The following is a 16,054-nucleotide window of genomic DNA, read 5'->3' as shown; positions in this document are numbered from 1 at the left end:
AGGGCCCATCTTGCTGACTGACAAAACCTCACGCACTGCCAAGCTGGACGCATTGTTCGCCACACCGGTCTTTGCTGTGATCTTTGCCTTCCTCTGCAACTGCTTCTGGGGCTCGGCCTTCCCCTTCATCAAGATGGGGTACCGGCTCTTCGCCATTGACTCCGCCGACACCGCCTCCATCCTCTGCTTTGCAGGGGTGCGGTTCATGCTGGGCAGCCTGCTGGTTCTGCTGGCCGGCGCCCTGTTGGAAGGGCATCTGCCCTCCCTGCCCAAGGGCAAGGTCCTGGCTGAGTGCTGCGCTCTGGGCCTGTGGCAAACCACCACCCAGTACGCTTTCTACTATGCAGCCGTGGCCCTGCTGACCGGCGCCTTCGGCGGCATCCTCAACAGCACCCAGAGCTTTCTGGGCGTGATTCTGGCCCATTTTCTCTACCAGTCTGACCGGATGACCCCCGCCAAAGCGGCGGGCTGTGCCGTGGGCTTTGCCGGAGTGCTGGTGGCCACCATCGGCAACCACGGCAGCGGCAGCGGCTGGGGCATCTTCTGCATGATGGCCGCCACCGTGATTTTCACCGTCTCAGGCCCCTGGAACAAGTCGGTCACCAAGAAGGCCGACAGCTTTATGGTCTGCTTCCTCAACCTGGGCGTGGGCGGTCTGGCCCTGCTGATGCTGGGCCTGGCCATGGGCGGCTCCCTCCATCCCCAGAGCCCCATGGGCGTCCCGGTGCTGCTGTATCTGGCCTTCGTGTCGGGGGCCGGGTACGTGCTGTGGGCCCTGCTGATGAAGAACAACCCCGTCAGCCGGATCAGCGTCTTTGGTCTGGTGAACCCGGTGGTGAACGTCCTGCTGTCCGCCCTGCTGAACGGCGAGCCCCTGTTTGAGTGGCAGTACCTGGCCGCTCTGGTGCTGGTCTGCGTGGGCATCTGGCTGGTCAACCGCAAGGGAAAGGAGGCCAGGGCATGAGCGTTTATCCCTCTGCCGGGCCCATCTTTGACACCCACGCACACTATTCTTCCGGCGCCTTCAACGCCGACCGTTACGACCTGATGGACAGCCTGCCCGCCAAAGGCGTGGTGGGGATCTGCGAACAGGCCACCCACTCGGGGGACGCCCCCCGGTGCCTGGAACTGGCCCACCGCTACCCCTGGGTTTACGCTGCCATCGGCATCCACCCCGAAAGCCTTCTGCCCGCCGACCGCTGCGGCGACCAGCCCCCCGCCCCCACCATTTCGGTCTACGGCGGGGACTGGGCCGCGGAAATGCGGGCCCTGGCCCCCTACTACGACGACCCCAAGGTGGTAGCCGTGGGCGAATGCGGCCTGGACTACCACTGGCCGGTGCCCAAAGACGCCCAGCTGGCCCTCTTTGAGGCGGAAATCCGTCTGGCTCTGGAGCTGGACAAGCCCATCGTGGTCCACGACCGGGAGGCTCACGCCGACGTCTACGCCCTGCTGAAAAAGTATCAGCCCAAGGGAATTCTCCACTGCTATTCCGGCAGCGCCGAGGACGCCCTCTGGCTGGTGAAGCAGGGCATCCGGGTCGGTCTGGGCGGGGCGGCTACCTTCCGTGGGGCCAAGCGGGCCGCCAAGGTCATCGACGCCCTGCCGCTGGACGCCCTCCTGCTGGAAACCGACTGCCCCTACATGGCTCCCGAGCCGGTCCGGGGCACCCGGTGCGACAGCTCCCTCATCGCCTACGTGGGCGACTATATCGCCCAGCGCAAGGGGGTTGCCCCCGAGGAGGTCTTTGCCCGGACCGCCGCCAACGCCCGCCAGGTCTTTGGCCTGGACTGAAACCCACTGACCCGCGGCCGGCCCGCCGGCTGCTGATGTATTTCATTGTCAGAAACAAAGGAGATTGTCTTATGAAAGCTCGTATTCCGCAGCATCGCGAATTCATCATCAACTTCCCCGACAGCGTCGATCAGGCCAAGGCCAGCGAAGGCTGGGCCAAGCTGACCCAGATCGTCGAGGACTACAAGAAGGCCCACAACGGCGCTTCGGTCTACGCTCCCACCTTCATCGAGGACTGTGAGCCCGAGGTCAAGAAGCTCCAGGAGGAGTACGGCTTCGAGTACACCATCGAGTACGTGAAGTAAGCTGTCCAAACAAAAATTCCCCGGCGAATGATCCGCCCGCTTTTCTGCGGGGGCACTCGCCGGGGAATTTTGTTTCTGTATTTACTGCTTTTCCACCTTGCTCAGCAGGATGCGGTCGTTGTCCAGCTCCTCGCCGGCGCTCTGGCGGAAGCGTTCCAGCAGGTCATCCACCGTCATCTTGCTGCGCTCCTCGCCCTGAACGTCAAAGACGATCCGTCCGCCGTTCATCATCAGGGTGCGGTTGCCCAGCTCCAGAGCCTGGTGCATATTGTGGGTCACCATCAGGCAGGTGATCTGCTTTTCGGCCACAATGCTGCGGGTCATTTCCAGGACCTTGTCGGCGGTGGCCGGGTCCAGGGCCGCCGTGTGTTCGTCCAGCAGCAGCAGCTTGGGGGTCACCAGGGTGGCCATCAGCAGGGTCAGGGCCTGGCGCTGGCCGCCCGACAAAAGGCCCACCGGCTGTTTCATCCGGTCTTCCAGGCCCATTCCCAGCAGGGACAGCCGCTCCCGGAAGAACTCCTTATCCTTGCGGGAGATGCGGGAGAAATAGGCCCGCTGGGCGGTGCCCGCCCGCAGATAGGCCAGGGCCAGGTTTTCCTCGATGGTCATGTTGGGGGCGGTGCCCTTGAGGGGGTCCTGGAACAGGTGGCCGATCACCTTGCTGCGCCGGAACTCAGGGGTGAAGGTGATGTCCTCCCCGCCCAGGAGGATGCAGCCCTCGTCGGCGATGAACCCGCCGGTGATGGCGTTGAACAGGGTGGATTTGCCGGCGCCGTTGGAGCCCACGATGGTGGCGAAATCACCCTTTTCCAGGGCCAGATCCACGCCGGCCAGGGCGACTTTTTCGTTGACGGTGCCCGGGTTAAAGGTTTTCCGGACACCCTTCATTTCCAGCATCCGCATCAGACTGCCTCCTTTTTGCCGTGGGTCTGGGCGTGACGGACCCGGGCCTCCTGTTTGCGCTTTTCAAAGGCGATCTTCTGGCGGATGGCGGGCATCGAGATGGCCACCGCCACGATCAGGGCGGACACCAGTTTCATGGCTGCGGCGGGGACGTTGAACCGCAGGGCCACCGCCACGATAAAGCGGTACAGGCAGCTGCCAAAGACCACGCCCAGCACCCGGCAGACCATGGTCCGCTTGCCCAGCAGGGTCTCGCCGATGATCAGCGAAGCCAGGGCGATGGTCACCATGCCGGTACCCACATTGATGTCACAGCTCTTCTGGTACTGGGCCAGCAGAGCGCCCGACAGGGCGGTCAGGCTGCCCGAAATGCACAGGCCCACCATGATGGTGTAGGACGGGTCGATGCTGGAAGCCCGGACCATGGCGGAATTGTCGCCGGTGGCCCGGATGGACAGGCCCAGCCGGGTGCCCAGGAACCAGATCATCAGGGCACAGGCGACGGCAATGACGATCGCCGCCAGCAGCAGCTGATACCAGCCGCCCGCAAAGGTCAGCGCCCCTTTGGCGAGGGAAAAGACCGTGTCCACCTTCACCAGGCTCATGTTGGACGAGAAGCCCATCACCGCCAGGTTGATGGTGTACAGGCCGGTGTTGACGATGATGCCGGCCATGATGCTCTCCACCCCCAGCTTGGTTTGGAGAAAGGCTGTGATGAAGCCGGACAGCACCCCGGCCGCCATGGCGGCAAAGAGGGCCAGGAAGGGGTGTCCGGTGACGGCCACCTGGCAGCAGACGGCGCAGCCCAGTGTGAAGCAGCCGTCGGTGGACAGGTCCGCGATGTTCAGGATGGAATAGCTCAGAAACAGCGCCAGGGCCACCAGAGCGTAAATACAGCCCAGTTCCAGCGCTGACTGCAGGACGTTGACGGAAAAAATACTAGCCAGCATGTTTGTTCAAAACTCCCTCACTCAGATTCCCGGCACAGAGGCCGGATCAGGCAAACTCCTCAGCGGTGGTGATCTCCTCCACGCTGGTGCAGTAGGGCTCAAAGGCGGCCTTGACGGCCTCCACATCCAGACCCAGGGCCTCGCAGGTCTCGGTGTTGAGGGTGGCGGTGCCGTTGTCAAAGGTGCGGTAGGGCATCTCCGCGATGCTCTTGCCGTCGCACAGCAGCTCCACCACCATGTCGGCGGTGGCCTCGCCCAGCTGGACGTAATCCACGCCGTAGCCCATGAACGCGCCGTTCAGCGCGAAGCTGTCTGCACCGGTGTAGTGCTGGATGCCCGCCTCGATCATGGTCTCATAGATGGCCAGCTCGGCGGTCATGATGGTATTGTCGGTGGGGGTGAACACCACCTTCACCCCGCTGGCGGCCAGAGCTTCCACAGCCATCTGGACCTCGGCGGTGTTGGTGCCGTTCTTTTCGATGCAGGAGATGCCGTTGGCGTCGCAGAACGCCTTGGCGTCGGCGATGGCCTGGGTGGAGGAATCCTGGCCCAGGTCATACAGCAGGCCGATCTGGGTGATATCGGGATTGACCGCCAGGATCAAGTTCATGATGGCGTTGGTGTCCAGGGCGTCGGAGGTGCCGGTGATGTTGTCCAGCCCGTCAAAGCCGGCGCCCACCGGGTCGGTGACGGCCGAGTAGATGACGGGGATATCGGTGTCCTCCACGGCGGCCAGCATAGTGGTGGCCGAGGGAGTGGCCACTGCCACGATCACGTCCACGTCGTCTGCCACCAGGTCGGCGCCGATCTGGTTCAGGTTGGACTGGTCCGCCTGGGCGTTGGAGTAGTAGTCCGCATAGTTGAAGGTCACGCCGCGCTCCGCGCCCACTGCATCCAGCCGGGCCTCCAGAGAGGCCACAATCTGATTCAGGGAGGCGTCATCCACATAGTTGACAATGCCCACCTTGTACACGTCGCCCGAAGCGGCGGCCGAAGAAGTCCCTGCGGCTGCAGAGGACCCGCTGGAGGATGCGCCGCAGCCGGTCAGGGCCAGGGCGGACAGGGCAGCGGTGGAATAGACGGCGGCCTGGAGGAAGCTGCGGCGGGAAATCATCTTGCTGTGTTTCATGGTATAAGCTCCTTTCGTGGGTGAAGGCTGGGAGCGGTATACAAAAGGCCCGCTCCGCCTTGTCTGCGGAACGGGCCTCTTAAAACAAAACGACCCGTCCCTGTGTTCGACCACAAGGACAGGATCGGTTAAAACGATTCTGCGGTGCCACCTTGCTTGCTCTGCTTCCATGTAGAGCCTCTCACGGGGAGCCAACACTCCCCTGCCCTGTAACGGGAGACACCCGTCCTAAGCTACTGGGGTTCATCACCCGTTCGCCTGGCCCTCGGCGACCCATAACTTCTGTCGTGCACCACCCGTTCCCATCATTCCGGGCTCTCTGAAGGAGCACCAACCAGAGTCTCTTTCGCCTCATCGGTTTGATTGCATTATACACTTTAACGGCGTAAAGTCAAGATACAAATTTTTACCTGTGATTAATTTCAGTTGAGTTCTCTTCACATATACGCATCCGAATGGACCGGGGCGCCTCCTGGGCGGCGGCCAAATCGTCGAATTCCACCAGGGCGCGGTCCTCCAGCTGCCAGCCATGGGCCGCCGCTTCCTCCCGCAGCAGCTTCCGGCGGCTGTCCAGCCACTCCCAGCACACCGGCCCGCTGGTGGTCTCATACAGGCACAGATAGTCGCCCGCCTCCACCCGGATGGGGCCGTCTTTCTGTTTCTGATAGAGAAAGCGCCTCTCCCCCTCGGCACACATCCCGGTGCCGGGGCCGTCGGTCAGGTAATTGACGATGATATTGCTTCCCCGCTCCATCTCCTCGTGAGTCATCAGGACGGCCATCCGCTCCTCCGGCCGGTAAAGGCGCTGGGGGCCCTTGTCGCACCACGCGAGAAAATCCCGGTTGGTGGTCTGGAGGGATTCCAGCAGCGCCCGGCGGGATTCCAGCTGGGCGATTCGCCGGTCCAGCTCCTCCCGCTGGGCGGTGAAAATCTGGTCCAGCCGCTCCAAATCTCCCTCCCCCAGATACTCCCGGATCACCTGCAGCGGCACCCCCAGGTCCCGCAGGGTAATGATGAGGGCCAGACGGTCCAGCTGGAAGGGCGTATAAAACCGATAGCCTTTTTCGTTCACATAGGCCGGGCGGAACAGCCCGATTTCATCGTAGTAGTGCAGAGTCTTTTTGTTGACCCCGGCCAGGGCGGCAAAAGCCGCCGCCTGCAGATAGCTCTCTTTCATATTTCCCCCTTGACTGTCCAGCTGCTGGATAGTTTATGATAGGCTCAGGATATCAGAAATCCCCACATTTTGCAACCGGAGGGAATCCATTATGTCTGCTGCATCCAACCGCGATCTTCTGGCCGGGCCGGTACGTCCTGCCCTGCTTCGCTTTGCCGGGCCGGTGATCCTGACCATGGTGGCCACCCAGCTCTACACGGTGGCCGACACCATGATCATCGGCCTGTGTCTGGACGCCAACGCCCTGGCCGCCGTCTCCAACGCCTCCACCGCCCTGATGGTCTTTATGTTTATTTCCGGCGGAATGGAACTGGGCGGCGGCCTGCTGCTGGCCGCCCGGCGGCCCACCTCCTCCCCCGACCAGCTGTCGGCCATCATCTACAATCTGCTGTTCATTGACGGGGTCATCGGCCTGATCCTGACTGCCGCCGGCCTGGGCAGCGCCGAATGGCTGCTGCGGCTGATCCACACCCCCGCCGAGATCCTGCCTCAGGCGGCGGCCTACATCCGCTTTTATATGGCGGGCATGCCCTTCCTGATGCTCTACGACCTGTCCAAACAGCTCATCATGGGCTGCGGCAACTCCAAAACCCCGCTGTTTGCGGTGCTGGGCACCTCGGTGCTGAACGTCCTGCTGGATCTGGCGCTGGTGGGGCCCTTCGGGGTGGTGGGCGCCGCCGGGGCCACCGCCTTTTCCCAGGTGGTGGGCTGCGTGTTCATCCTGTGGTATCTCCGCCGCACCCTGCTGACGGGCCCCTTCCGCTTTTCCATGCTGGAGCGCCAGTACTGCTGGGATGTCTTCCGCCTGTCCGCCCCCAACGCCATCCAGCAGGCCAGCGGGCCGGTCAGCAGCATGGTCAAGCAGAGCCTGCTGGGCGGCATCGGCGTGGCCGCCATCGCCGGCTTCTCCTGCGCCAGCAAGATGTCCACCCTGCTGCTGATGCCGGTCTTTGGTTTCACCCAGGCCCTGGTCTTTTTCATCGCCCAGAACACCGCCGCTCACCAGGACGACCGGGTTCAGGACGGCGTGCGTCAGGCCCGGGGCATGATGCTGGTCTATGCCCTGGCGGTCTCGGTCAGCTGCATCCTGCTGGCCCGGCCGCTGCTGCGGCTCTTCACCAACGATCTGGACGCCATCGGCTACGGTGCCCTGCTCCTCAGCCGCCAGTCCATCGTCTACACCTTCACCGCCATGAAACACCTGCAGGAGGCCAGTCTCCGGGGCCGCCAGCAGATGGGTCTGTATCTGGCCTCCAACATCGGCGGCACTGCCTCCGACCTGGTGGCCTGCGTCCTGCTGGTACCGGCGCTGGGGTACAGTGGCTTCTACATGGCATCCTTCTTCAGCGCACCCTTCAGCTTCCTGCTGGCCACCGTCCTCCTTCGGGTTGGCTCCAGGCGCGCCGCCGGGTGACCCGCTGCCTCCCTATAAAAAAGGGCGGCCTCCTGCATTTTGCCGCAGGGGGCCGCCCGTTTGTTTTGTGAAAGGAAATCAGTGCTTGCGGCTCTTTCTCCGCTCCCAGAAGAACCAGCCGGTATAAATCAGCCAGACGGGAATGGCAATCAGAGTCACCGTCCGGCTCAGGGACAGCCCGGCCGGCGAATAGACAAAGTCAATATTGCTCCACCCGGCGGGGCAGAGAACCGCCATCATCCCGTTGTCCACCCGGAGGATTTCAGCCTCCTGGCCGTTGACGTAGGCGGTAAAGCCGTCGTCGTAAGGCACCGAGAAGAACACCAGATTCTCCCGGTCCAGCTGGATTTCGGCGCTGAAACCGGAATTGGTCATCACGAAATCGCTGCAGGCCGTCTCCCGCCGTTCGGCCACGTCCTGGACGTACCGCTCATAGGAGAAGTCGGTCAGGATGTGATCGGTGGCCGGGGTCAGGTACTGGCCGTATTTTTCGATGTCCTCCTCCGACAGGGCGATGGCCCGCAGCAGCAGGCCGCAGGCGTCCTGGGTGGTCATCTCGTCCAGGATATCCTGGTTGACGTAGTAGTCGTAGGTGAATCCCATGGGCAGATAGTTGTCGTTTTCATAGACCGCCATGCCCGAGACGGTGTCCCAGTAGGTCCAGCCCTGACCCACGGCCTCCTCAAAGTTGGCCCGCTGGTCCTCCGGCATCACCGTAAACCGGACGCTCAGCAGCCCCCGCAGGGCGTAGTAATAGACGTCGGGGTTGCTGCGGACGTCCCGGGTGAAGCCCAGGGAGGAGTAAAAGCTGAGGATGCTGGGGGCCACCGTACTGTCAAAGAACTGCAGGCAGCTCTTGTCCATCCAGAGGCCCAGATTGTCGTGGGCGTTGTAGGTGTCCACCCGCCAGTCCCCCTCAGGGAAAGCCTCCTGCAGGTCCAGAGAGGCCTGATACTGGTCCACCAGGTCGCTGTCGTAGGTCCACTGGCCAAACTTGCCGATGCCGATATGGACGCACCCGAACACGCAGCTGAAGGCCAGCACGGCGGCCAGCATCCGCTGGCGGAACCGGCCCTCGTGGGCCCGGTCCTGCACCACCCAGCGGTAAATCACCAGGCCTACCAGGCCAAAGCCCAGGACTGCCAGGTACTGGTCGGGGTTCTCCAGCACGCCGATGCTCCAGCCGTCCTCCCCGTTGTTCACCGGCACCAAGGCGAAGGCCAGGGTGGCCATCATCAGCCAGGCAATGACCCCGATGGGGCGTTCCAGGTCGGTGTCGGGGTCCTCCCATGCGTTGATGGTCATGGCCGCCAGAATCAGCACCGGCATATAGTACCACCGGGCGTAATAGCTGGCGTTGAAGGCATAAAAAGCGCTGTTCAGCACCGGCACCAGGGCGAAAACGGCGCAGACCGCCACAATCCGTTTCCGGCTGTCTCCCTGCCGCGCCCGCCAGTAGGCCAGCACACCCGCCAGGCTGCACAGGGGCAGGTAGGCGGTCATGCTGGTCCACTTGATGGTTCCCTCCGACCAGATGGAGACGATATAGGGCGAGTCGGGGGGCAGCAGCCAGCTGAACAGGATGGCGAAATACTGCTGCACCTTGGAATAGGTCAAAAAGCCCCAGCCCGAGGACACGTCGGTGGTGCGGGGGTTCTGCATCAGAGACAGGAAGGCCGGCCACACCAGCAGGCAGCCCATGGCCACACCCAGCAGGCTCTCAAAGGCCAGGGTGGCGAACAGCCGGGGGGGCAGCTTGATTTCCCCGGTGGTCACCTTGCAGACAAAGTAGATGATGAGGAACACCACCTGCCCCACAAAGAAAAAGTAGTTGTTCAGCAGGTTGATGGCCACAAAGAAGGCGAACAGCCCGTGTCTGCGGTTGTAGATGCACTCATCCAGAGCCCAGAGCATCCAGGGGAACAGGGCCAGCACATCAATGAAGTGGTTGAAAAAGATATTGTAGATGCCGAACCCGGAGAAGGTGTACAGGCAGGCGCCCAGCGCCGCATAGTCCAGGTTTTTCACGTAGCGGCGAAGGTAGAGATAGGCGCCGCCGCCCGCCACCGCAAACTTGAGCACCAGCAGCGGGCACATCAGGTAGGGCAGCCAGCTCTGGGGGAACAGGGTGGACAGCCAGAAGAAGGGCGAACCGTACAGGTAGAACGAATAGGCATTCATCACGCCGCTGCCCAGGTCGGTGGCCCAGGAGAAGGTGTTGGTGGGCAGCTGCTGGCCGTTGACGGAGGTCAGGCCGTCGGGGTAGCCGTTGCCCTTGACAAAGCCGTTCATATAGCGGTAAAAGCCAATCTGCTGGCCGTTGAAGTCGCCTGCATAATGGAAAAAGCCGCCGTCCACGATCTGGAACGGAAGGAAAATCAGTGCGGCCGTCAGAGCGCACAGCCCCACCGTCAGCCAGAAGCGGTCCCGCTGTCGCCCCAGAACCGGGCGCCGGGACAGATTTGCAAAGTCCATAGCTTTCCTCTTTTCTCTGCCGGAAGGTTCCCGCCCCGGAGGAGCGGTTATCAAACGATAGTATAGCATGTTTGCCCGGGCAAGAAAAGGGCGAAGTTTGGCCCTTGTCTTGACAAGAGGGCCCGGCAAAGGTATTTTGGTATCAAAAAACCGGCGGCACTGCGCCGCGCCGCCGGCCGGGAGGTTTTCTGTCTATGATCTACCCCTTCAATGCGCTGCTGGCCCGCATGAAGTACATCACCCGCTGGAGCCTGATGCACTCGGTGCGGGCCGAGTCCCTCAGCGAGCACACCTGCGACACCGCCCTCATCGCCCACACCCTCTGTCTGATTGCCCGGCGGTACACCGGCACCCCCTGCCGGCCCAAGACGGTGACGGTGGCGGCCCTCTACCACGACGCCTCCGAGATCATCACCGGAGACATGCCCACCCCGGTCAAGTACCGCAGCGACGTGCTGCGGGACGCCTACAAGGCCATCGAGCGGGAGAGCGCCGCCGCCATGGCCTCCATGCTGCCCCCCGAACTGGAGGAGGAAATCACCCCCTACATCACCGGGGACCTGCTCACCGCCCCCGAGCGAAAGCTGCTCAAGGCGGCCGACCGGCTCTCGGCCCTCATCAAGTGTCTGGAGGAGACCCGCAGCGGCAACCACGAGTTTGACGCCGCCCTGGCCCAGCAGAAAAAGTCCCTGAAAGAGATGCACTGCCCCGAGGCCGACTGGTTCATGGAGCACTGTCTCCCCTGCTACACCCAGAATCTGGACGAGCTGACCCACATCCGCTGAGCCGGCTCCCCAACAGAAAACCGTGCGCCCCCAGTTCTCCGGAAGCGCACGGTTTTGGTTTATCTGCTGCCATGGCAGGCGGTCAGGCCCGCCGGGCTCACTGTACGGTCAGCGGTCCCACTTGTCGCACAGGGCGTTGATCTGGTCGGCAAACTTGGCCAGGTCCTTGTTGGCGCCGCCCTCGTTGTGTTCGATGACCCGCATCAGGCGGCGGCCGGCGCTGACCAGCCGCTGATAGACCGCAGCCGCCCGGCTGAGGGTGGGCGTCGAGGCCCGGGCGACGGTGCGTTCCCGGCTGCCCTCGCTGAGGCAGACGGCCCCGTCGGCGCCCAGAGCCCACTGAGCCCCATTGTAGGGGGCGCAGGCGGTATAGCCCAGGCTCTGCAGGGTGTTGACGAACTCATCCTCCACCGCGTCGTCGCCGTGGTTGACAAAGACCCGCCGGGGCTTGGGTTCAAAGGAGTTCACCCATTTCAGCAGGCCTTCCCGGTCGGCGTGGCCGGACATGCCTCCGATCTGGGCAATCTCGGCCTGGACTTCGATCTCCTCGCCGAACAGCTTGACCCCTTCGATGCCCTCCAGCAGGGCCCGGCCCAGGGTGCCCACCGCCTGATAGCCCACAAACAGGATGGTGCACTCTTTGCGCCAGAGGTTGTGTTTCAGGTGATGGCGGATGCGGCCCGCGTCGCACATGCCGCTGGCCGACAGGATGACTTTGGGGGTCAGGTCGGCGTTGATCTCCCGGGACTCGTCGCTGGTGACGCTGACCCGCAGTCCCGCAAAGGTGATGGGGTCGATACCCGACGCCAGCAGGGCCCGGGTCTCGTCGTCAAAGCAGCTGGCGTCGGTGTCCCGGAAAATCCGGGTGGCCTCGATGGCCAGGGGGCTGTCCACATACACCGGGAAATTGCCGTGGCCGGTCACCAGCTTTTTCTCCTTGATCTCCCGCAGGAAGTACAGCAGCTCCTGGGTGCGGCCCACCGCAAAGCTGGGAATCACCACGTTGCCGCCCCGGTCAAAAGTCCGCTGCAGGATGGCGGCCAGCTGGCCGATGTAGTCGGGGCGGGGCGGATGGTTCCGGTTGCCGTAGGTGGACTCCATGATGACATAGTCCGCCTCGGTCAGATAGGTGGGGTCCCGCAGAATCGGCTGGTGCAGGTTGCCGATGTCGCCCGAAAAGACCAGTTTGGTGGTCTGTTCCCCTTCGGTGACCCAGATCTCGATGCTGGCCGAGCCCAGCAGGTGGCCCACATCGGTGAACCGCACCTCCACCCCCGGCGCAATCTCCACCCGCTTGTTGTAGTCCACGCCTTCAAGCAGGCGGATGGCTTCCTCTGCGTCCCGGACGGTGTAGTCCGGCTCCACCGGCGGAATGCCGGCACGGGCGTTTTTGCGGTTCTTCCACTCTGCTTCCGACTCCTGGATATGGGCCGAATCGCGCAGCATAATATCACAGAGCTGGCAGGTGGGCCGGGTGGCATAAATCTTGCCCCGGTAGCCCTGTTTGGCCAGCAGCGGCAGGTGGCCGCTGTGGTCAATGTGGGCATGGGTCAGCAATACCCCGTCGATCTCCCCCGGTCCCAGCGGCAGGGGCTGGTTCTCATAGACATCTTTGCCCTGCTCCATGCCGCAGTCAATCAGGAAATGCAGCCCACCCGTCTCCAGCAGGGTGCAGCTGCCCGTCACCTCATGGTTCGCACCTAAAAACGTGAGCTTCATCGTTATGTACCTCCATACCGCCCCGGAGGACCGGGACAGCTTTCTTTGTGGTATTTTAGTATTATTGTACCACAAGGTTGTCTTTCTTTTCCGCCCAAAATACGACCCGTATTCCGTCAAAACGCCGAAACCACGAAGTTTATTTTAGATAATCTTGACAAAGTCCCCGCTATGTTTTAAACTTATATGGTTGAAGTCCTTTCATCACCTTTTAGAGGATGGATCTGACAAGTCCGCAGCAGGGTTTTCCCTGATTTACAGGCCGCCGGGCTGCCGGCTTATCAGATCCATTCTGACGGCATATCGCGATGCAAATATAGAGAGGTTTGATTTTATGATTCGTAACGATTTGCGCAACGTAGCCATCATCGCTCACGTTGACCATGGCAAGACCACCCTGGTGGACGCCATGCTTCGCCAGAGCGGCGCATTCCGCGACAACCAGGTCGTGGCCGAGCGCGTCATGGACAGCGGCGACATCGAGCGTGAGCGCGGCATCACCATTCTGGCCAAGAACTGCTCCTGCAACTACAAGGGCGTCAAGATCAACATCGTCGACACCCCGGGCCATGCCGATTTCGGCGGCGAGGTGGAGCGCGTTCTGAAGATGGTCAACGGCGTTCTGCTGCTGGTGGACGCCGCCGAGGGCTGCATGCCCCAGACCCGCTTTGTTCTTCAGAAGGCTCTGCAGCAGAACCTGAGCCTGGTGGTGGCCATCAACAAAATCGACCGCCCCGATGCCCGCATCCAGGAGGTTGTGGACGAGGTGCTGTACCTGCTGATGGACCTGGGCGCTTCCGACGAGCAGCTGGAGTGCCCCATCCTGTACTGCTGCGGCCGCGCCGGCACCGCCAGCCTGGACCCCAACGTCCCCGGCACCGACCTGATCCCCCTGTTCGACACCCTGCTGAGCACCATCCAGCCCCCCGAAGGCGACCCCGAGGCTCCCTTCCAGATGCTGGTGTCCTCCATTGACTACAACGACTTCGTGGGCCGCATCGGCATCGGCCGCATCCAGAACGGCACCTGCCGCGTGGGCGAGGAAGTGGTGGTCTGCGACTGGCACGACCCCTCCGTCAGCATGAAGGGCCGTCTGACCAAGCTGTATGACTTCCAGGCCAACGGCCGCGTCCCCTGCGACAACATCACCGCCGGCGACATCGTGGCCTTCTCGGGCCTGCCCGATGTCACCATCGGCAACACCCTGTGCGCTCCCTCCAAGGTGGAGCCCCTGCCCTTCGTCAAGATCAACGACCCCACCGTTGAGATGACCTTCTCGGTCAACGACAGCCCCCTGGCCGGCCGTGAGGGCAAGTACGTCACCAGCCGCCAGATCCGCGACCGTCTGCAGCGCGAGCTGCTGAAGGACGTGGCTCTGAAGGTGGAGGACTCCGCCACCACCGACTCCTTCCGGGTCATGGGCCGCGGCGAGATGCACCTGTCCATCCTGATCGAGACCATGCGCCGCGAAGGCTATGAGCTGCAGGTCTCTCCCCCGCACGTTCTGACCAAGGTCATCGACGGCAAGACCTACGAGCCCATGGAGCAGGTGGTCATCGACGTGCCCACCCAGTACCAGGGCGCTGTCATGACCGGTCTGGGCCAGCGCAAGGCCATCCTGCAGCAGATGGACCCCCTGGGCGACACCCGCGTCCGTCTGGTGTTCCGTATGCCCAGCCGCGGCCTGTTCGGCTACCGCAACCAGTTCCTCACCGATACCCACGGCGAGGGCGTCATCAACCAGATCTTTGACGGCTATGATCTGTGGGCCGGTATGATCCCCAACCGTTCCACCGGTTCTCTGGTCAGCTTTGAGACCGGCGACTCGGTCACCTACGGCCTGTTCAACGCGCAGCAGCGCGGCACCCTGCTGATCGGACCCGGCGAGAAGGTCTACGAGGGCATGGTCATCGGCTACACCCCCACCGGCGAGGATGTGGACGTCAACGTCTGCAAGACCAAGCACCTGACCAACACCCGTGCTTCCGGCTCGGACGACGCTCTGCGTCTGGTGCCCATCAGCCGCCTGAGCCTGGAGGGCTGCCTGGAGTTCCTGGCTCCCGACGAGCTGCTGGAGGTCACCCCCAAGAGCCTGCGCATCCGCAAGCAGATCCTGAACCACGAGCAGCGCATGAAGGCCCGCAGCAAGAACAAGTAAGCTCCGGCTTTTTCATCCCGCTATCCAACGCCGGGTTCCCCACCGAGGGAACCCGGTGTTTTTATGCCCGGCCGCCCAAACAACAAAACCCACCCGGTCCAAAACGGACGGGTGGGTGAAGCCGGAGAAAACCGGTTACTGTGCGTAGGTGCTGCCGGCGGTCCAGGGATTGTCCGCGGCATAGAGGGTGTGGCTGCGCAGGTAATTGACCCAGGCGCCGTATCCATTGCCCGCCGACAGGTGCACACCGTCCGGCGCGGCGCAGACCTCTTTCAGGTTGCCCTCGCCGTCGGCCAGAGCCTCCCACAGGTCCAGATAGACGCAGCTCTTGCTGTCGGCCAGCAGCGCCAGCTGTTCATTGACCGCCCGCAGGTTGTCGCTGGCCAGGCCGGGCCGGTCGGTCACCGCCTCGGGCCGCACCGGCGGGATAGACTGCACATAAATGATACAATCCTCCCCCAGCGTCTCCCGCAGGGTGTCCAGCATGGCCCCGTAGTAGGTCAGGAACTTCTCCTCAGCGCCCACCGAGGTCAGGGTGTTGGTGCCCAGCAGGATATACAGCTTTTTGGGCTGGGCGGCCGCCAGCACGTCCAGCGCCACCTCATCCCCGCGGGTCATGTGATTCACCGTCATGCGGTTGACGATGGTATCGGGGCCCGCGCCGATATAGCCGCAGATGAGCGCCCCCGACAGGTTGATGTCGTAGTCGGTGAAGCCCACCGTCAGGCTGTCCCCCAGGAAAGCCGCATCGGCAAAGTAGCTCAGGTCCACCTGGCCCACCGCCGGCTGGCGGATGACGCTGCTGTCATAAGCCTTGACGGTATAGGCGCCGGCGGTCTGGCGCACCGGGCCAAAGTTCAGGATCTGTCCCCCCGCCTGGCCCCCGGCTTCGCCGGGCTGCATGGGCAGCGGCGCCAGGATTCCCTCCACCGTGCCGCTGGGCAGGATTTCCGAGGCGGCGTTGTTCTCCTGTTCGGCGGTCTCGAGGATGGCGGTGATGCCCAGGGACAGCACCAGAATGGCCGCCACGCTGGCCACCACCTTCAGCTTGGTATATTTGCCCCGCTGCCGCGCCCGGCGGTATGCGTGGTTGTACTCATGCGAAATGCCCATTTGTTTTTCTCAGGAGCGCCGTCTGCACCGGCTGTCTCCTGTGCCCCCTTTCCGGCAAAAATTCCGGCCCGGCGGCTCTGCGCCGCCCCCGGAAAAACGTTCTCGGACCACCCCTGCCCTCCCGGCAGGACG

The 16,054-nt window shown here is 63.0% G+C and carries 13 protein-coding genes; 6 read left to right on the top strand and 7 right to left on the bottom strand.

Annotation, left to right across the window (positions count from 1 at the left end; genetic code table 11):
* Nucleotides 1–13: 13 nt before the first annotated feature.
* The 3 genes from B5G28_RS04995 to B5G28_RS04985 all read left to right on the top strand — a co-directional run bounded on the left by B5G28_RS04995 (nt 14) and on the right by B5G28_RS04985 (nt 2,099).
* Entirely contained in the window at nt 14–964 is a 951-nt protein-coding gene (locus B5G28_RS04995; RefSeq protein WP_087246664.1) for a DMT family transporter, read from the top strand.
* Nucleotides 961–1,794 (top strand): TatD family hydrolase, encoded by an 834-nt coding sequence (locus B5G28_RS04990; RefSeq protein WP_087246624.1) that lies wholly within the window; start codon nt 961–963, stop codon nt 1,792–1,794. The genes B5G28_RS04995 and B5G28_RS04990 overlap by 4 nt, the downstream gene beginning before the upstream one ends.
* 71 nt (nt 1,795–1,865) lie before the next feature.
* A complete protein-coding gene (locus tag B5G28_RS04985; RefSeq protein ID WP_087246623.1) occupies nt 1,866–2,099 on the top strand; it encodes a methylenetetrahydrofolate dehydrogenase in 234 nt (77 codons plus the stop codon).
* Nucleotides 2,100–2,180: 81 nt separating this feature from the next.
* Here B5G28_RS04985 and B5G28_RS04980 read toward each other — a convergent pair whose 3' ends face one another.
* The 4 genes from B5G28_RS04980 to B5G28_RS04965 all read right to left on the bottom strand — a co-directional run bounded on the left by B5G28_RS04980 (nt 2,181) and on the right by B5G28_RS04965 (nt 6,258).
* Nucleotides 2,181–2,996: an ATP-binding cassette domain-containing protein gene (locus B5G28_RS04980; protein ID WP_164488774.1), complete on the bottom strand. Its 816-nt coding sequence runs from the start codon at nt 2,994–2,996 to the stop codon at nt 2,181–2,183.
* Between the two features lie 5 nt (nt 2,997–3,001).
* On the bottom strand, nt 3,002–3,952 hold the full coding sequence (locus B5G28_RS04975) for an ABC transporter permease (protein WP_087246621.1): 951 nt from the start codon (nt 3,950–3,952) through the stop codon (nt 3,002–3,004).
* 46 nt (nt 3,953–3,998) lie between these two features.
* Nucleotides 3,999–5,081 (bottom strand): ABC transporter substrate-binding protein, encoded by a 1,083-nt coding sequence (locus B5G28_RS04970; RefSeq protein WP_087246620.1) that lies wholly within the window; start codon nt 5,079–5,081, stop codon nt 3,999–4,001.
* Nucleotides 5,082–5,487: 406 nt separating this feature from the next.
* Entirely contained in the window at nt 5,488–6,258 is a 771-nt protein-coding gene (locus B5G28_RS04965) for a MerR family transcriptional regulator (RefSeq protein ID WP_087246619.1), read from the bottom strand.
* A gap of 91 nt (nt 6,259–6,349) precedes the next feature.
* Here B5G28_RS04965 and B5G28_RS04960 point away from each other — a divergent pair, with 91 nt between their 5' ends.
* On the top strand, nt 6,350–7,672 hold the full coding sequence (locus tag B5G28_RS04960; protein WP_087246618.1) for an MATE family efflux transporter: 1,323 nt from the start codon (nt 6,350–6,352) through the stop codon (nt 7,670–7,672).
* A 78-nt stretch (nt 7,673–7,750) separates the two neighbouring features.
* Here the strand turns inward: B5G28_RS04960 and B5G28_RS04955 are convergent, their stop codons facing one another.
* Nucleotides 7,751–10,147 carry a YfhO family protein gene (locus B5G28_RS04955; protein WP_087246617.1) on the bottom strand — a complete coding sequence of 799 codons (2,397 nt, stop codon included), beginning with the start codon at nt 10,145–10,147 and terminating at the stop codon, nt 7,751–7,753.
* Between the two features lie 194 nt (nt 10,148–10,341).
* Between B5G28_RS04955 and yfbR the strand changes: the two genes are divergently transcribed.
* Complete coding sequence (gene yfbR / locus B5G28_RS04950) at nt 10,342–10,932, top strand: 5'-deoxynucleotidase (RefSeq protein ID WP_087246616.1); 591 nt, start codon at nt 10,342–10,344, stop codon at nt 10,930–10,932.
* A gap of 108 nt (nt 10,933–11,040) precedes the next feature.
* Here yfbR and B5G28_RS04945 read toward each other — a convergent pair whose 3' ends face one another.
* A complete protein-coding gene (locus tag B5G28_RS04945) occupies nt 11,041–12,651 on the bottom strand; it encodes an MBL fold metallo-hydrolase (RefSeq protein ID WP_087246615.1) in 1,611 nt (536 codons plus the stop codon).
* A 334-nt stretch (nt 12,652–12,985) separates the two neighbouring features.
* Between B5G28_RS04945 and typA the strand changes: the two genes are divergently transcribed.
* Entirely contained in the window at nt 12,986–14,809 is a 1,824-nt protein-coding gene (gene typA / locus B5G28_RS04940; protein ID WP_087246614.1) for a translational GTPase TypA, read from the top strand.
* A 135-nt stretch (nt 14,810–14,944) separates the two neighbouring features.
* Here the strand turns inward: typA and B5G28_RS04935 are convergent, their stop codons facing one another.
* On the bottom strand, nt 14,945–15,922 hold the full coding sequence (locus tag B5G28_RS04935) for a GDSL-type esterase/lipase family protein (RefSeq protein ID WP_087246613.1): 978 nt from the start codon (nt 15,920–15,922) through the stop codon (nt 14,945–14,947).
* Nucleotides 15,923–16,054: the final 132 nt, after the last annotated feature.

The sequence above is a fragment of the Faecalibacterium sp. An77 genome, from assembly GCF_002161315.1.
Taxonomy (GTDB): Bacteria; Bacillota; Clostridia; order Oscillospirales; family Ruminococcaceae; genus Faecalibacterium.
This window is presented reverse-complemented; position numbering and strand designations above follow the sequence as displayed.